This is a genomic window from Burkholderia sp. Ap-955, assembly GCF_011753045.1.
Lineage (GTDB): Bacteria > Pseudomonadota > Gammaproteobacteria > Burkholderiales > Burkholderiaceae > Burkholderia > Burkholderia lata_D.
In genome coordinates, this window is sequence record NZ_VWWH01000013.1 from 1 (window position 1) to 15,127 (window position 15,127).

At 67.6% G+C, this 15,127-nt stretch carries 14 protein-coding genes and 1 pseudogene; 11 read left to right on the forward strand and 4 right to left on the reverse strand.

Translation table 11 applies throughout. From position 1 onward, the window contains the following. Window positions 1–483: pseudogene (locus F3J15_RS10115) on the reverse strand (mechanosensitive ion channel protein); the annotation flags it as partial. Between the two features lie 299 nt (window positions 484–782). Further along, entirely contained in the window at window positions 783–1,742 is a 960-nt protein-coding gene (locus tag F3J15_RS10120) for an LLM class oxidoreductase (protein WP_166890424.1), read from the reverse strand. A 184-nt stretch (window positions 1,743–1,926) separates the two neighbouring features. On the opposite strand from F3J15_RS10120, the gene F3J15_RS10125 reads away from it, so the two are divergent. From F3J15_RS10125 to F3J15_RS10145, 5 genes are all read left to right on the forward strand, one after another. Further along, the gene (locus F3J15_RS10125; protein ID WP_166890427.1) at window positions 1,927–2,325 is read left to right on the forward strand and encodes a lysozyme inhibitor LprI family protein; all 399 of its coding nucleotides are present in this window, start codon (window positions 1,927–1,929) and stop codon (window positions 2,323–2,325) included. Between the two features lie 1,047 nt (window positions 2,326–3,372). Continuing rightward, entirely contained in the window at window positions 3,373–4,269 is an 897-nt protein-coding gene (locus tag F3J15_RS10130) for an NAD-dependent protein deacetylase (protein WP_166890429.1), read from the forward strand. Next, on the forward strand, window positions 4,266–4,907 hold the full coding sequence (locus tag F3J15_RS10135) for a DUF938 domain-containing protein (protein ID WP_069251110.1): 642 nt from the start codon (window positions 4,266–4,268) through the stop codon (window positions 4,905–4,907). Before F3J15_RS10130 ends, F3J15_RS10135 begins: the two co-directional genes overlap by 4 nt. Before the next feature lie 97 nt (window positions 4,908–5,004). Continuing rightward, complete coding sequence (gene gndA / locus F3J15_RS10140) at window positions 5,005–6,417, forward strand: NADP-dependent phosphogluconate dehydrogenase (RefSeq protein WP_043177729.1); 1,413 nt, start codon at window positions 5,005–5,007, stop codon at window positions 6,415–6,417. A 199-nt stretch (window positions 6,418–6,616) separates the two neighbouring features. After that, entirely contained in the window at window positions 6,617–6,958 is a 342-nt protein-coding gene (locus F3J15_RS10145) for a DUF4148 domain-containing protein (RefSeq protein ID WP_089447368.1), read from the forward strand. Window positions 6,959–7,076: 118 nt separating this feature from the next. On the opposite strand, the gene F3J15_RS10150 is transcribed toward F3J15_RS10145, so the two are convergent. After that, window positions 7,077–7,397, reverse strand: coding sequence for a hypothetical protein (locus F3J15_RS10150; protein ID WP_166890432.1), 321 nt, complete (start codon window positions 7,395–7,397; stop codon window positions 7,077–7,079). A gap of 424 nt (window positions 7,398–7,821) precedes the next feature. Between F3J15_RS10150 and F3J15_RS10155 the strand changes: the two genes are divergently transcribed. Next, entirely contained in the window at window positions 7,822–8,556 is a 735-nt protein-coding gene (locus F3J15_RS10155; protein WP_069251112.1) for a peptidoglycan DD-metalloendopeptidase family protein, read from the forward strand. Window positions 8,557–8,604: 48 nt separating this feature from the next. Here F3J15_RS10155 and F3J15_RS10160 read toward each other — a convergent pair whose 3' ends face one another. Continuing rightward, window positions 8,605–9,243 (reverse strand): Pr6Pr family membrane protein, encoded by a 639-nt coding sequence (locus F3J15_RS10160; protein WP_069252882.1) that lies wholly within the window; start codon window positions 9,241–9,243, stop codon window positions 8,605–8,607. A gap of 225 nt (window positions 9,244–9,468) precedes the next feature. Here F3J15_RS10160 and F3J15_RS10165 point away from each other — a divergent pair, with 225 nt between their 5' ends. The 5 genes from F3J15_RS10165 (at window position 9,469) to F3J15_RS10185 (ending at window position 15,105) form a co-directional block, all read left to right on the forward strand. Further along, on the forward strand, window positions 9,469–10,005 hold the full coding sequence (locus F3J15_RS10165) for a cytochrome b (RefSeq protein ID WP_046549930.1): 537 nt from the start codon (window positions 9,469–9,471) through the stop codon (window positions 10,003–10,005). Window positions 10,006–10,160: 155 nt separating this feature from the next. Then, window positions 10,161–10,529, forward strand: coding sequence for a DUF2946 domain-containing protein (locus tag F3J15_RS10170; protein WP_166890434.1), 369 nt, complete (start codon window positions 10,161–10,163; stop codon window positions 10,527–10,529). Window positions 10,530–10,611: 82 nt separating this feature from the next. Then, window positions 10,612–12,744 carry a TonB-dependent copper receptor gene (locus F3J15_RS10175; protein ID WP_166890437.1) on the forward strand — a complete coding sequence of 711 codons (2,133 nt, stop codon included), beginning with the start codon at window positions 10,612–10,614 and terminating at the stop codon, window positions 12,742–12,744. A 228-nt stretch (window positions 12,745–12,972) separates the two neighbouring features. Beyond that, window positions 12,973–14,067: a triacylglycerol lipase gene (locus F3J15_RS10180; RefSeq protein WP_166890439.1), complete on the forward strand. Its 1,095-nt coding sequence runs from the start codon at window positions 12,973–12,975 to the stop codon at window positions 14,065–14,067. Between the two features lie 3 nt (window positions 14,068–14,070). Continuing rightward, window positions 14,071–15,105, forward strand: a complete 1,035-nt coding sequence (locus F3J15_RS10185; protein ID WP_166890442.1) for a lipase secretion chaperone — start codon at window positions 14,071–14,073, stop codon at window positions 15,103–15,105. Window positions 15,106–15,127: the final 22 nt, after the last annotated feature.

Sequence of the window (15,127 nt, forward strand, 5' to 3'; positions counted from 1 at the left end):
TAGCACGGCGATGATGATCCAGAGCGCGTGTGCAAGATCCGCGCGCTCGTCGGCGCGCACCAGCTTGTCATGCCACCAGCTGCCGACCGAGCCGACGTCGAGCAGCGAGTGCAGCGATTCCTTCAGCGCACCGCCGATTTCGATGGTCCAGCGCGATCCCTGCCGGACGAGCATCGATGCGAGCCCGTTCGACGTCAGTGCGGCCGGGGTCGCGGCGGCCGACGCGGCGCTGGCCGCAGCCGCATCGCTCGCCGCGATCGCGGGTGCGCTCAGCGCGCCGACGGCCGCGATCGCACGCAGCGTCGTTTCGACCTGCGCGCGCTCGCGTGGATTTTCGAGCACATTGAGTGCCTGCTGCGCCTGTTGTGGCGTCAGCGCGGGCGCGGTGCTGGAAGCGGCCGACGCGGCGGCCGGGGCGGGAGCGGCCGCATGGGCGGCCGAGACGACGGCGGCCAGCAGCCAGCCGAGGAGGAAATGTCGCATGGAGTAGGCATGCGGGCGCGCATCGGCGCGCGGCCCGCCAGGCTGAACGATGGACGGAAGTTAACATGATCGCGAGCGGAACCGAATAGTTCCGTCGACGATCATTCGAATCGGGCATACCCGACGCGGCGCGGGCGCGTGCGGCGCGTTTGCGCAGTCATGGGTCCGACGCGGACTGTAGGTCGTCGGATAGGTCGGGGTGTTTCAATGGTCGGCGCGTAAGATATTTGTAATGCTGGCGCGTCGACAACGATGAGCCGCGCACGCGTCGGGTGGAATTAATCTGGAATCCTGCCGAATCATGCCGGTTCGGCGTGAAAAACCGGCAGGACGTGTTCCGCGATTTCCTCGATGACTTCGCGCACGGGCCGGTCCGCGCCCGGATTCAGCGTGACGTGATGCGTGCCCGCCGCGCGCATGTCGTGCAGGATGTCGATCAATGCATGGCGTCCGGTTGCATAGCCGAGCGGCAATGCGGTGGCCGGTGCATCGGGATCCGCGACGAGGTCGAGCCGCATCGATACGCCGAACGCGCGAAAGGCGGGCGTCGCGAGCCGGTCGACCGCCGCGCGCCACATCGAATAGCGTGCGCGCTGCGTGTCCGGATCGCGGTGGTACGTCATCCAGCCGAGCGAGTGCCGTGCGATCCAGTCGACGCTTTGTCCGCCCGAGCCGACCGCCAGCATCGGCACGGCGTCGGCGCCGCGCGGCAGCAGCGTGAATTCGGGCGCATCGGGCGGCACTTCGTCGGGCAGTACGCGCGATGGCACGCCGAGCGCGGCCGCGACGACGTCCCAGTGGTCGCGGTAGCGGTCGCGCCGCGTCTCTGCGTCGACACCGAACGCCGCATATTCGGGCGGCCGGTCGCCGGAGCCGAGCCCGAGGATGAAGCGGCCGCCCGACAGCGTCGCGACCGACAGCGCGCCTTTCGCGATATGCAGCGGATGACGCAGCGGCAGCACGATCGCACCGCTGGCGAGCGCGATCCGGCGCGTGCGTGACGCCAGTGCGCCGAGCAGGACCCACGGGTCGAGGTGGCCGACCGGATCGGGGTAGTCGGTGCTGTTCAGCGGCACGTCGCGAATCCACAGCGCGCGAAAGCCGAGTGTGTCGGCCAGCGCCGCGAGTTCGAGCTGCTCGTCGAAGTCGGCGACGATATGGCCGGTGCGCAGCAGCGGAAGCGTGAGGCCGATCGACAACCGTCCGTCCGAAAAGACGCGATGCGCGACGTCGGGGCGGGCAGGGGCGGGCGTGGTCATGTCGAGTCCTTGGATGCGGCGCGAAGCGAACGCGCGACGTTGCGTGTGCGAATGCTAGCGTGTTTGCACGACGGTTGCGCGGTATGGCATGCGCAGTGACTAGTCGACGTCGACGCAACGCAGGTCATGCGGGCAACGGGCCGGCATAATCGGCGCCTTCCGTCATTGAAAACAACGAATCCGGATGAACACGCTTCAACACATGGCGATCGGTCTGGCGGCGAGCGCGATGCTTTTCGCGGTCGCATCGGACGCGCTCGCGGACGACGCGGAGCGCGCCGCTATTTGCAAGACTGCCGAGGAAACGGGCTACACGGCTGACATTCGCAATTGCCTCCGACTGAAATACGAAGCAGCCGACAAGCGCTTGAATGCCGTCTACAAGACGAAGAGGGCGAGCCTCGATGCGCAGGGCCAGGCGAGACTGCGCAACGACGAGCGCCGCTGGCTCAAGGCGCGGGACGCGAAGTGTGCCGAATCGCGGCAGCCCGATGCGGGCGGCACGCTCGGGCTCGTGGAGGTCGACAGTTGCTTCGTCGACGAAACCGAGCGTCGCGTCAAGGTGATCGAAGCCTTTCGTTGAGGTGTCGCGCCGGCCCCTGTGCTACGCCACTCGCAGCGTCGTGACGCGCAATGTAAGACCGAAGCGCGACGCCACGCGTCGTGACGCGCGGTGCGGCACTGTGGGGCGACTGTAAGCCGTTCGGCGGTCGCGCGCAGAGGCAACGTCGCGATGTCCACCCGGGCCGGGCGGGTGCGGCGTGACGGTTCGCCCGGCCGACGGCAGCCGATCCGGCATGCGTTTCAGTTTCGAAACGTTCGCGCTTTTTGGCGGTGCGCGATTCGCGTCGATGGCCCCATTTCGACCCGCGCGGCCTTGCGGCGTGAAGCATGGTGCGCTCCTTGCATATCTATGCAGGCCGTGAGCGCGGTCGCGGACGCAGTCGGTCCGGCGATCGCTTCAGTGGGTCGGATGTATCGGAGACGGGGACAAGAGAATGAAAACAGACCGAATCGCAACGTGTCGTGTTGCAAACATGAATCGCCGACCTGCCGGGCTATTCGCTTCGCCGTTTATCGAGGCGACGTAAGCGCGCGGCTTTCCGTTCCATCCGAGCAATCGGGTTTGTTCTGAACGACGACGTGCAGGCATGACGCACGAGGCCGACTGGTGCCAGTCGGCCGTCGGGGATGAACCGTGAATGCCTGCGGATGGCCCGGCCCGGATCCCGGATCGTCAATCTGCCGCGCGCAACGCGAGTCGTCGTGCGGCGCAGGCGTGTGCGTGCCGTGCATCGCGGCGGCGCGACGGGGCCGAACCGGAACGCACCGGAAAGCCGGCAGCGCATCGATGCATTCGGTATCGCGGAACACATGGAGTCCAGGGGAAGCGTTCACCAGTCGCAGCAGGGCGGACGCCGCGAAATTGTGCTGTCAGTTGATCCACTACCCCGATGGATCAATTGTTGAAGCGCCCATCGCCGAGCGGCGGATGGGCGTCTTTTTTTGTGCGCCGATGTGCGACGCGGCCATCGGCCCGATCGCGCGGCGTTCTGTATCATGTGCTGGCGTGCCTGGCCGCCCGTGCGGGCGCACGGCTTGCCGGCGCGCCTGATCACGCGTTGCCAACATGAACGACACAGCTCAGAACGACCCCTCAACCGCCGACGTCGATCCGGCCGCACTCGATGCGCTGCACACGTTCGTCGAGCGTCATCCGCGCCTGCTGGTGCTGACCGGCGCGGGCATCAGCACCGATTCCGGCATTCCCGGCTATCGCGACCGCAACGGCCAATGGATGCGCTCGCCGCCGATCCAGCTCCATGAATTCCTCGGCTCGGATGCCGCGCGGCGGCGCTATTGGGCGCGCAGCATGATCGGCTGGCCCGTCGTCGGCCGCGCGCAGCCGAACGGGTCGCACGTGGCACTGGCGCGGCTCGGCAGCGCGGGACGGATCGAGCGTCTCGTCACGCAGAACGTCGACGGCCTGCACCAGCGCGCGGGCAGCGGCGACGTCATTGAACTGCACGGTGGAATCGACGGCGTCACGTGCCTCGGCTGCGGCGCGCATCATGCGCGCGCGACGATCCAGGTCATGCTCGAGGCCGATAATCCCGAACTGTTGGACGCGGAGGCCGAGCCGGCCGCGGATGGCGACGCGCACCTCGAATGGGCCGCGCTCGACACCTTTCGCATTCCGGCGTGCCCCGCGTGCGGCGGGCTGCTGAAGCCGGCGGTCGTGTTCTTCGGCGAAAACGTGCCGCGCGAGCGTGTGGCGCTTGCGTCGCAGGCGCTCGATGCGGCCGATGCGCTGCTGGTCGTCGGCTCGTCGCTGATGGTGTATTCCGGCTACCGCTTCTGCGTGTGGGCGCAGGCGCAGAACAAGCCGGTCGCCGCGCTCAATCTCGGCCATACGCGCGCCGATCCGATGCTGACGCTGAAGGTCGAGGCGCGCTGCGCACCCGCGCTCCATGCGCTGACTGCGCGGCTTGGCCTGGCGGGCCACGCACCGGAGCTTGCGTCGTGACCGGCCCGGCATCTTCGCCCGATCCGTCCGAGCGGCTGTCGGCGCCGGCGGCCGAACGCAATCGCGGGCCGATCCTCGACGTCTTGCGCCGCGTGCTGCCCGCGAGCGGTCGGGTGCTCGAAATCGCGAGCGGCACGGGGCAGCACGCGGTCCATTTCGCGCAGGCGCTGCCGGGCCTGCACTGGCAGCCGAGCGATCCCGATGCGCAGGCGCGGCGTTCGATCGCCGCGTGGGTTGCCCATACGGGCCTCGCCAACGTTGCCGGGCCGCTCGCGTTCGACGTGCGCGACGCGTCGTGGCCGGTCGACGCGCTCGATGCAATCGTCTGCATCAACATGATTCACATCTCGCCGTGGGCCTGCACCGACGCGCTGTTCGCGGGCGCATCGCGCCTGCTGCGGCCGGGCGGCGTGCTATTCCTGTACGGGCCGTATCGCCGCGAGGGCCGGCATACGGCGCCGTCGAACGAAGCGTTCGACCTGCAACTGCGCAGCCGCGACCCGTCGTGGGGCGTGCGCGATCTCGAGACCGTCGTCGCGCTCGGCCTCGATCGCGGCCTTGACTGCATCGAGGTGGTCGAGATGCCGGCGAACAACCTGAGCGTCGTGTTCCGGCGGCTGCCGCACGCGGAGCAATGACACGGAAGCGCGCATCGCCGCCGGGTTTCCACTATCCTTTCGCCTGTGCGCGCGACCCGGCTCGGGTCGCGCCCCGTTTTTTCCGGAGAATTGACTAATGGGCAAACAAGCAATCGGTGTGATCGGGCTCGCGGTGATGGGCCGCAATCTCGCACTCAATATCGAGAGCCGCGGTTACGCGGTGTCGGTGTACAACCGCAGCCGCGAGAAAACCGACGAACTGATCGCCGAATTCCCCGGCCGCAATCTGGTGCCGACCTATACGCTCGAGGAGTTCGTCGCGTCGCTCGAAACGCCGCGCCGGATCCTGATGATGGTGAAGGCCGGTGAGGCGACCGATGCGACGATCGCATCGCTCAAGCCGCTGCTCGAGAAGGGCGACGTGCTGATCGACGGCGGCAATACGCACTTCACCGACACGATCCGCCGCAATCAGGAACTCGCGCAATCGGGCCTGCACTTCATCGGCACCGGCGTGTCGGGTGGCGAAGAGGGCGCGCTGCGCGGCCCGTCGATCATGCCCGGCGGCCAGCGTGATGCGTATGACCTCGTCGAGCCGATCCTCAAGCAGATCGCCGCCAAGGCGCCGTCGGACGGCGAGCCGTGCGTCGCGTACATGGGCCCGGACGGTGCAGGCCATTACGTGAAGATGGTCCACAACGGCATCGAATACGGCGACATGCAACTGATCGCCGAAAGCTATGCGGTGCTGAAGGACGTCGCGGGCCTGACCAACGACGAACTCGGCGCGGTGTACACCGAGTGGAACCAGGGCGAGCTCGACAGCTACCTGATGGAGATCACGTCGAAAATCTTCGGCAAGAAGGACGAGGAAACCGGCAAGCACCTGGTCGACGTGATCCTCGATCGCGCCGCACAGAAGGGCACCGGCAAGTGGACGAGCCAGAATGCGCTGGATCTCGGCGTGCCGCTGCCGCTGATCACGGAATCGGTGTTCGCGCGCGTGCTGTCGTCGCTGAAGACCGAGCGCGTCGCGGCCAGCAAGGTCCTGTCGGGCCCGGCCGCCGCGCCGTTCGACGGCGATCGCGCCGCGTTCGTCGAAGCGGTGCGCCGCGCGCTGTACCTGAGCAAGGTGATCTCGTACGCGCAGGGCTTCGCGCAACTGCGCACGGCGTCGGAAGAGTACGGCTGGAACCTCGATCTCGGGACGATCGCGAAGATCTTCCGTGCCGGCTGCATCATCCGCGCGCGCTTCCTGCAGAAGATCACCGACGCGTACGCGAAGGATTCGGCGCTCGCGAACCTGCTGCTCGATCCGTACTTCAAGGACATCGCCGCGAATTACCAGGCGTCGCTGCGCGACGTCGTGGTCGCCGCGGTGAAGGCCGGCGTGCCGGTACCGGCGTTCGCGTCGGCGGTCGCTTACTTCGACAGCTACCGTTCCGAGCGGCTGCCGGCGAACCTCGTGCAGGCGCAGCGAGATTTCTTCGGCGCGCACACGTTCGAGCGTACCGACAAGCCGGGCAGCTTCCACGCGAACTGGTCCTGATCGGCTGGCGGGGGCGGCATTGTTGCGAAAATCTATTCTTTGAATAGGGTTTTTCACTCCCGGATGCCGACATTGTTGGCTCCGGGGAAACAGTGTTTTCGTTCTTTCATGGTTTTCCCTAGGTGCTGCCGGGACTAAACTCTGTTCCATCGCTGCAGACATGGTGTGTGCGGCGGAGCAAAAAATCCCGGAGGTAATCATGAAATCGCTGATCGCAACGTTTGCCGCAGCTGCCGTCCTCGCCGTTCCCGCCGTCTCGTTCGCCCAGAACGCGCCCGTCACCCGTGCACAAGTGAAGGCCGACCTGGTCGCCGTGCAACAGGCTGGCTACAAGCTGGGCAGCGACCGTACGAACTACCCGGAAGGCATCCAGGCTGCGGAAGCCCGCCTGAACCCGCAACAGAACGTCGCCGCTGCCGACACGACCGGCTACGGTGCGCAACCGGCTGCCGCGCAAGAATCCGGCGCGCCGGCCAAGGCCAAGACCGGCTGGCAAGTCAAGCGTATCGCTGACGACGCCCCGATCTACAAGGGTCGTTAATGGTGCGGCCGCACCGGCGGCCTGATCCGACCCCTGAAGTACGAACAGCCCGTCGTTCCGTCATGCGGAACGGCGGGCTGTTTTCATTGGCTGCGCGCGTATCGCGCCAGCCGTCAGTTCAGTGCAGCGCGCGCCGGCGGTGCCCGATATCCCGGAACAGCGCTTCGGCCGGTTCCAGCACCTGCAGCCACGTTTCGTCGTAGCCGCTCAACGTGTCGAGCGCATCGCGCAGCCGCTCGATCGCGAGGATCGGCAGCTCGACGCTGTGGCGCGTGGCGCCGGTCATATGCGCGACGCTCGCCAACTGGACGAGCGCATCGGCCGCCTCGGCGACGTCGGTCGCGAACAGCAGGTGCCGGTTGAGCAATTCGACCAGGCCGCTGGACCCGGAGAAGTCGTCGGCGTTGAGCTGCACGGAAAGAAACGTCGCGTTGTTCATGGTCATGCTCCTCGTTGTCGTTGGATCGCGCAGTGCATCACCGAGTATAGGTGGCGATCGACGGGGAGAATGTGACGGGATCGATACTGCCCGCGAGGGCGGCACGGCATGAGGAAGAGCCGCTGCAGGCCCGCGCGACGGCCCGCGCGGCGCGGTTTGCAGGCCACCGGCGTGCGGATGCGACGCGCAAGATTGTTGCCGGATCAGGCACCTGACGCGGCCTTGACCGCCACAAATGGTATCTTTGCCGATCGGGACGACGCGACAAAGGGGCCGATGAGCCCATTCGCACCCACGTCCCGCTGTGGAAACTGCCGGCCGCGAGTGCGGTCGGATACAGGTTGGCCCGGCCGTTCGGCCGGACATCGTGCGTCGCGCGCCGGGGGGCGGTGGGCGGCGCAACGACGCAAATCCGGGAGGACCCTTGAGAGAAACTATTCCCATCCACGATGCGCTGACGCGCTGGCTGCCGCAGGCGGCGCTCGTTGCCGCAGCCATCGCGCTGACGGGCTGCACGATGACGCCGTGGACCGACAGCTGGCAGCCGGCGCGCCAGTCGGCACCCACGTCGGCCGCGACGCCGGGCGTGATCGCCGGCTATTACCGCGTGAATCCGGGCGATACGCTCGCGGGCGTCGCGAACGCCTACGGGCAGCGTGTCCAGGACGTGGCCAGCTGGAACCACATGGCGCCGACCGATGCCGTGTATCCCGGTCAGGTGCTGCGCGTCGCGCCGCCGCCTGCCGCGACGTCGCTCGGGCAGCCGCCCGCGGCGGCCGCGCAGCCGGGCTCGCTCGCCTGGCCGGCCACCGGTGTCGTGGCGACGCCGTTCTCGGCCGGCAAGACGCGCGGCCTCGTGATCGCTGCGTCCGGGCCCGACCATTCGGTGCGGGCCGCGGCGGCAGGGCGCGTGGTGTACGCCGGGTCCGGCGTCAAGGCCTACGGGCCGCTCGTGATCCTGAAGCATGAGAACGGGCTCATCACGGCCTACGGACACAACGGCAAGCTGCTCGTCAACGAAGGCGACGCGGTGCGCCAGGGCCAGCCGGTCGCTGAAATGGGCACGGACGCGAGCGGCCGTTCGACGTTCGAGTTCGAAGTCCGCCAGAACGGCAAGGTCGTCGATCCGATGAACTTCCTGCCGCGCAACGGCGGCTGATCGTCCGCTTCATCCCGTGTGCGCCGGGCGGCGCACACGCTCCCGCCTTCATCCTTTCCTGAGCGTCACCGCGCCGGCCTGTCTCGCGTGATTGCCGAGCCAGCGAATACCCATTGCGAGCGCCGCCGCGCCGAGCGCGATCAGCGAACACTGGATCGCGACCGGCAGGTAGCCGTGCGGCCGCGGATCGACAAACGGGTAGGGATACCAGTTCTCGAATGAGCCGCGCACGAACGTATAGCCGAGATAGACGATCGGGAAGCAGAGCCACGCGAACGCGCTGCGCCACGGGATCGGCAGGCGCGGCTCCACGTACAGCCAGTCGCACAGCACGACGATCGGCACGATCCGGTGCAGCACCCAGTTGTTGAACGCCGGCGTGACGTGGTGCAGCGCATCGAGCCGCGCGAGCAGGAGTTCGTAGACGATCGCGGTGATCAGCATGTACAGCACCGCGGCGCCGCGCATCGATTCGTAGCGGGCCGAGCCGGGGCGTGTGATGCGCCGGAGCCCGACGGCGAGCATCGCGGCTGCGTAGAGGCTGCTCAGTTGCGTGAAGTAGCTGAGGTAGTTGCCGAGATGAAAGCCCGGCAGGTGCCAGTAGTCGGCGATGCTGTGCAGCGTGGTGGATACCGCGAGCAACGCGGCGGTCAGCCGATAGGCCGCAACGAAGAACGCCTTGCTCATGATGCCCGCGCGCCGTCGCACCAAAGCTTCATCGTGCCACAGCCGTCCGGGCGCGCGATGCGGACTTTCCATATGGTGCGCTGCGCGGCGTGCGTGGACGATTCGTCGGATATTTGCGCGCGTCGTGCAAAACCGGATGCCCGTGCGGCTACAATCGGGGCAGTTTTGCCGGGCGCCGGCCGGTGGCTGCATGCGCCCATCCCCGCATACAACACGAGACGAAGCATGAGAAACATCCTCGCGAAACAGACGCGCTACAGCTCGCCCGCGATCTTCTTCCACTGGGCCGTCTTCCTGCTGGTGGCGCTGGCCTACCTGGCCATCGAGATCCGCGGGCCGAAAGGCAGCGACAGCCGGGTGTTCTGGATGAACGTGCATCTCACCGCGGGCACGCTCGTGCTCGTGCTGTCGGTGCTGCGCGTGCTGTGGCGAGCCGTCAGCCGTGTGCCGCAGGCCATTCCGCAAGCGGCGCTGTTGCGCTGGCTCTCGAAGCTTGCGCATGTCGCGCTCTACGTGTTCATCATTGCGCAGCCGCTGCTCGGCATCATGATGATCAACCTGGGCGGCAAGCCGGTGTCGCTCGACTGGCTCGGCATATCGTTCACGCTGTTCGGCCCCGACAAGGCGCTGCGGCCGACGATCAAGGAAGCGCACGAGCTGATCGGCAACGCGTTCTACTTCGTGATCGGCCTGCACGCGCTGGCCGCGCTTTACCATCATTTCATCCGGCGCGACGACGTGCTGCGGCGCATGGCGCCCTGAGCGGCACGTTCCGGAAGCATGCAGCAGACGGGGGCGCATGGTTGTGTTGACAACCATGCGCCCCCGCTTCGTTTACCGCCATCGGCGCTGGCCATCGCGTTGAACATTCTGTAACATCTCGGCTGTTTTTACATTCCGCTTACTCGTTGCCGAGCATGCTGCACCGACATCGTCACCTGACCGCCTGGCTTGGCGTGCTCGCGATCTGGTTCGCGATCGCGGCGCCGCTGGTGTCGCAGTGGCGCGTCGCGCAGGCGGCCACGCCCGACGCGATCGTCTGCAGTACGGAGCATGGCGCGCACCCGTCGCCCGATGCGGGCCGCGTGCACGATCATGCGCTGCATCTCGATGCGTGCGGCTACTGCGGTTTCTTCGCGCACAGCCCCGCGATCGGCGGGCCTGCCGCCACGGCACTCGCTTCCGTTCCCGTCGTTACCGTCTCCGCCGTCGCGCCGCCTGCCGTCGCGGCGCGCGCCGACCGCTATCCGCGCGCGTACCCGCGCGCCCCGCCCGAGCGCGCCTGACGCGCTGTTTCCGTTCCATTCATCGCCGATATCCGTGCGGCCCGTCGAGGCCGCGTGGAGGGCGTCACTCGGGCTTTCGATCATGACCATTTTCCAGTTGCGTGCGCCGCGGGCGTCACGCAATGCCTGTGCGCGGCGTATGCCGCGCGTGCTGAAACTCACCGTTCCCGCGCTCGCTGTCGGCGCATTGGCCGCGAGCGCCGCGGCCGCCGAAACGGCGCGCGCATCCGGCGCGCCGACCGACGATACGGCCGCACCGCTGCCGGCCATCGAAGTCGTCGCATCGCCGCTGTCGACGCCGCTCGTCGTCGTCACGGATCCGAAGACCCCGCGCCAGCCGCTGCCCGCCAGCGACGGCGCGGATTACCTGAAAACGATCCCCGGCTTCACGTCGATCCGCAGCGGCGGCACCAACGGCGACCTCGTGCTGCGCGGGATGTTCGGCTCGCGGCTGAACATCCTGGCGAACGGGATGTCGACGCTCGGCGCATGTCCGGGCCGGATGGATGCGCCGACGTCGTATATCGCACCGGAAAGCTATGACAAGGTCACCGTCGTGAAGGGGCCGCAGACCGTGCTGTACGGTCCCGGCGCGTCGGCCGGCACCGTGATGTTCGAGCGCGTGACGCCGCGCTTCGACAAGCCCGGCATGCGCTTCGAGGGCAGCCTGGTCGGCGGGTCGTTCGGCCGCAACGACCAGAACATCGACGTGACGGCCGGCACGCCGGACGTCTATGGCCGCGTGACCGCGAACCACGCGCATTCGCAGGACTACAAGGACGGCAACGGCAACACCGTGCCGTCGCAGTGGGACAAGTGGAATGCCGATGCGGCGCTCGGCTGGACGCCGGACGACCACACGCGCGTCGAGCTGACCGCCGGCACCGGCGACGGCTATGCGCGCTACGCGGGGCGCGGGATGGACGGCGCGCATTTCCGCCGCGAGACGTTCGGCCTGTCGTTCGACAAGAAGCATCTCGGCGACGTGCTCGACCGGATCGAGGCACGTGTGTACTACAACGAAGCCGATCACGTGATGGACAACACCACGTTGCGGCAACCGGACCCGACCAGCAGCATGCCGATGCGGATGGCGTCGGAAGTGCGGCGTCGCACGTTCGGCGCGCGCGCGGCGGCGACGTTCCGTCTTGCCGACGATTTCAAGCTCGTGACGGGCGTCGATGCGCAATCGAACCGGCTCGACTCGCGCTCGGCGATGGGGCGGCAGAACTACGGCGACAAGCCGTGGGATGCGCAGGCGACGATGTGGAACGCAGGCGTGTTCGGCGAGCTGACGTGGTACGCGAGCGACGTGTCGCGCGTGATCGGCGGCGCGCGCGTCGACTATGCGAGCGCACGCGACAAGCGCGCGACGACGAGCGGCATGATGAAGAGCAAGCCGAACCCGACCTTCGACGACGATCGCACGCGCGTGCTGCCGAGCGGTTTCGTCCGCTACGAGCGCGATCTCGCGTCGCTGCCCGTCACGTGGTACGCGGGCGTCGGCCATACGGAGCGCTATCCCGACTACTGGGAGCTGTTTTCCGCGAAGCGCGGGCCGGCCGGTTCGATCAACGCGTTCTCGGCGGTGCAGCCGGAGAAGACCACGCAGCTCGACATCGGCGCGCAATACAAGAGCGACCGGCTCGATGCATGGGTGTCGGCGTATGCGGGTTATGTTCAGGACTTCATCCTGTTCAACTACGCGGCCGGCATGATGGGCCCGACCACGCAGGCAACCAACGTCAACGCGCAGATCATGGGTGGCGAAGCGGGCGTGTCGTGGAAACCGGTTTCACCGCTGCGCGTCGAGACGTCGCTCGCGTATGCGTGGGGGCGCAACGTGGCAACCGGCGATCCGTTGCCGCAGATGCCGCCGCTCGAGGCGCGCTTCGGGCTCGAATACACGCGTGGCGCGTGGTCGGCAGGGGGGCTGTGGCGCATCGTTGCGCCGCAGCATCGCTATGCACTGAACGAGGGCAACGTGGTCGGCAAGGACTTCGGCCCGAGTGCCGGATTCGGTGTGCTCTCGCTGCATACGCAATACAACGTCAGCAAGACCGTGCAGATCTCGGTCGGCGTCGACAACGTGCTGAACAAGGCCTACACCGAGCACCTGAACCTCGCCGGCAATGCGGGCTTCGGCTACCCGGCGAACTCGCCGGTGATGGAGCCGGGCCGGACCGCGTGGGTGCGCGTGAGTGCGAAGCTGTAACGCATCGCGCGTGTGCATTGCAGCATGCGCACGGACGAACGCGGCCCCGCCCGAACGGGCGGGGCGCGTCAACCGATTAGAGAACCGTGTCTAGTCAGGGCGCAAACGTTCGCGACTCGTGATTCACTCCCGCATTCGACACACATGGTGGTCGCGATGTGGGCGACGCATAGTGCGTGTCGATCCGGCTTCATTCGCACCGGCAGCACAATAATCAGGAGAACATGCATGGCCAATACGATGCGTTCCAGGGTGGTGGCAGGGGCAGTGGCATGCGCGATGAGCATCGCGCCGTTCGCGGGGACGACTGTGGCAATGACGCTCGCGACGACGCACGCGGCGATGGCGGCGACCGCACCCGCCGATGGCTACGCGGCGACGCGTTATCCGATCATCCTCGTGCACGGGCTGACGGGTACCGACAAGTACGCCGGCGTGCTCGATTATTGGTACGGGATCCAGGAAGACCTGCAACAGAACGGTGCGACCGTCTACGTCGCGAACCTGTCGGGTTACCAGAGCGATGACGGCCCGAACGGGCGCGGCGAACAGTTGCTCGCTTACGTGAAGACGGTGCTCGCGGCGACGGGCGCGACCAAGGTCAATCTCGTCGGCCACAGCCAGGGCGGCCTCACGTCGCGCTATGTTGCGGCCGTCGCGCCCGATCTCGTTGCGTCGGTGACGACGATCGGCACGCCGCATCGCGGCTCCGAGTTCGCCGACTTCGTGCAGGGCGTGCTCGCGTACGATCCGACCGGGCTTTCGTCATCGGTGATCGCCGCGTTCGTCAATGTGTTCGGGATCCTGACGAGCAGCACCCACAACACGAACCAGGACGCGCTCGCCGCACTGCAGACGCTGACCACCGCACGGGCCGTCACGTACAACCAGAACTACCCGAGTGCAGGCCTGGGTGCGCCGGGCAGTTGCCAGACCGGTGCGCCGACGGAAACCGTCGGCGGCAACACGCACCTGCTGTATTCGTGGGGCGGCACGGCGATCCAGCCGACGCTCTCCGTGTTGGGCGTGACGGGCGCCACGGACACGAGCACCATTCCGGTCGTCGATCCGGCGAACGCACTCGACGCGTCGACGCTCGCGCTGCTCGGCACGGGCACGGTGATGATCAACCGCGGCGCCGGGCAGAACGACGGGGTCGTGTCGAAGTGCAGTGCGCTGTACGGCAAGGTGCTGAGCACGAGCTACAAGTGGAACCATCTCGACGAGATCAACCAGCTGCTCGGCGTGCGCGGCGCGTATGCGGAAGATCCGGTGGCGGTGATCCGCACGCATGCGAACCGGCTGAAGCTGGCGGGCGTGTAATCGATGACGGTACGTGAAGGACGCGCGCCGCTGGCGCGGCGCGCCATGATTTATGGCGTCGCGGGGCTGGCGGCGATTGCCGGCGTGGCGATGTGGAGCGGTGCGGGCTGGCATCGCGGGACGGGGGCTGGCGGCGAAGCGCCGGATGCGCCGGTGGCAGGCGGATTGGCTGCCGCACCGCCGCAGGCCGCCGTGCCGGCAAGCGCGGGCCTGCCGCCGTCGCTCGCCGGCTCCAGCGCACCGCGGTTGCCGCTCGATGCCGGCGGCCATCTCGCGAAGTCGCGCGCAGTGCGGGATTTCTTCGACTACTGCCTGGCCGCGCAGAGCGACCTGAGCGCGCCCGCGCTCGATGCGTTGGTCGTGCGCGAGATTGCCGCGCAACTCGACGGCACCGTTGCGCAGGCCGAGGCGCTCGACGTATGGCACCGCTATCGCGCCTATCTCGACGCACTCGCGAAGCTGCGCGATGCCGGCGCGGTCGACAAGTCCGACCTCGGCGCACTGCAGCTCGCGCTCGACCAGCGGGCGTCGATTGCATATCGCACGCTCGGCGACTGGAGCCAGCCGTTTTTCGGGGCGGAGCAGTGGCGGCAGCGCTACGACCTCGCGCGGCTGAAGATCACGCAGGATCCGACGCTGACGGACGCGCAGAAGGCAGAGCGGCTCGCTGCGCTCGAACAGCAGATGCCGGCCGACGAACGCGCTGCGCAACAACGCATCGACCGGCAGCGGGCGGCGATCGACCAGATCGCGCAATTGCAGAAGAGCGGGGCGACGCCCGATGCGATGCGCGCGCAACTGACGCAGACGCTCGGCCCCGAAGCCGCCGCGCGCGTCGTGCAGTTGCAGCAGGACGACGCATCGTGGCAAAGCCGCTACGCGGACTATGCGGCGCAGCGTGCGCAGATCGAGTCGGCGGGCCTGACGCCGCAGGATCGCGACGCGCAGATCGCCGCGCTGCGGCAGCGCGTGTTCACGAAGCCCGGCGAAGCCGTGCGCGCGGCTTCGCTCGATCGCGGGGCGGGCAGCGCCCGGTAATGGGGGCGGCGCGGGCGGCGCG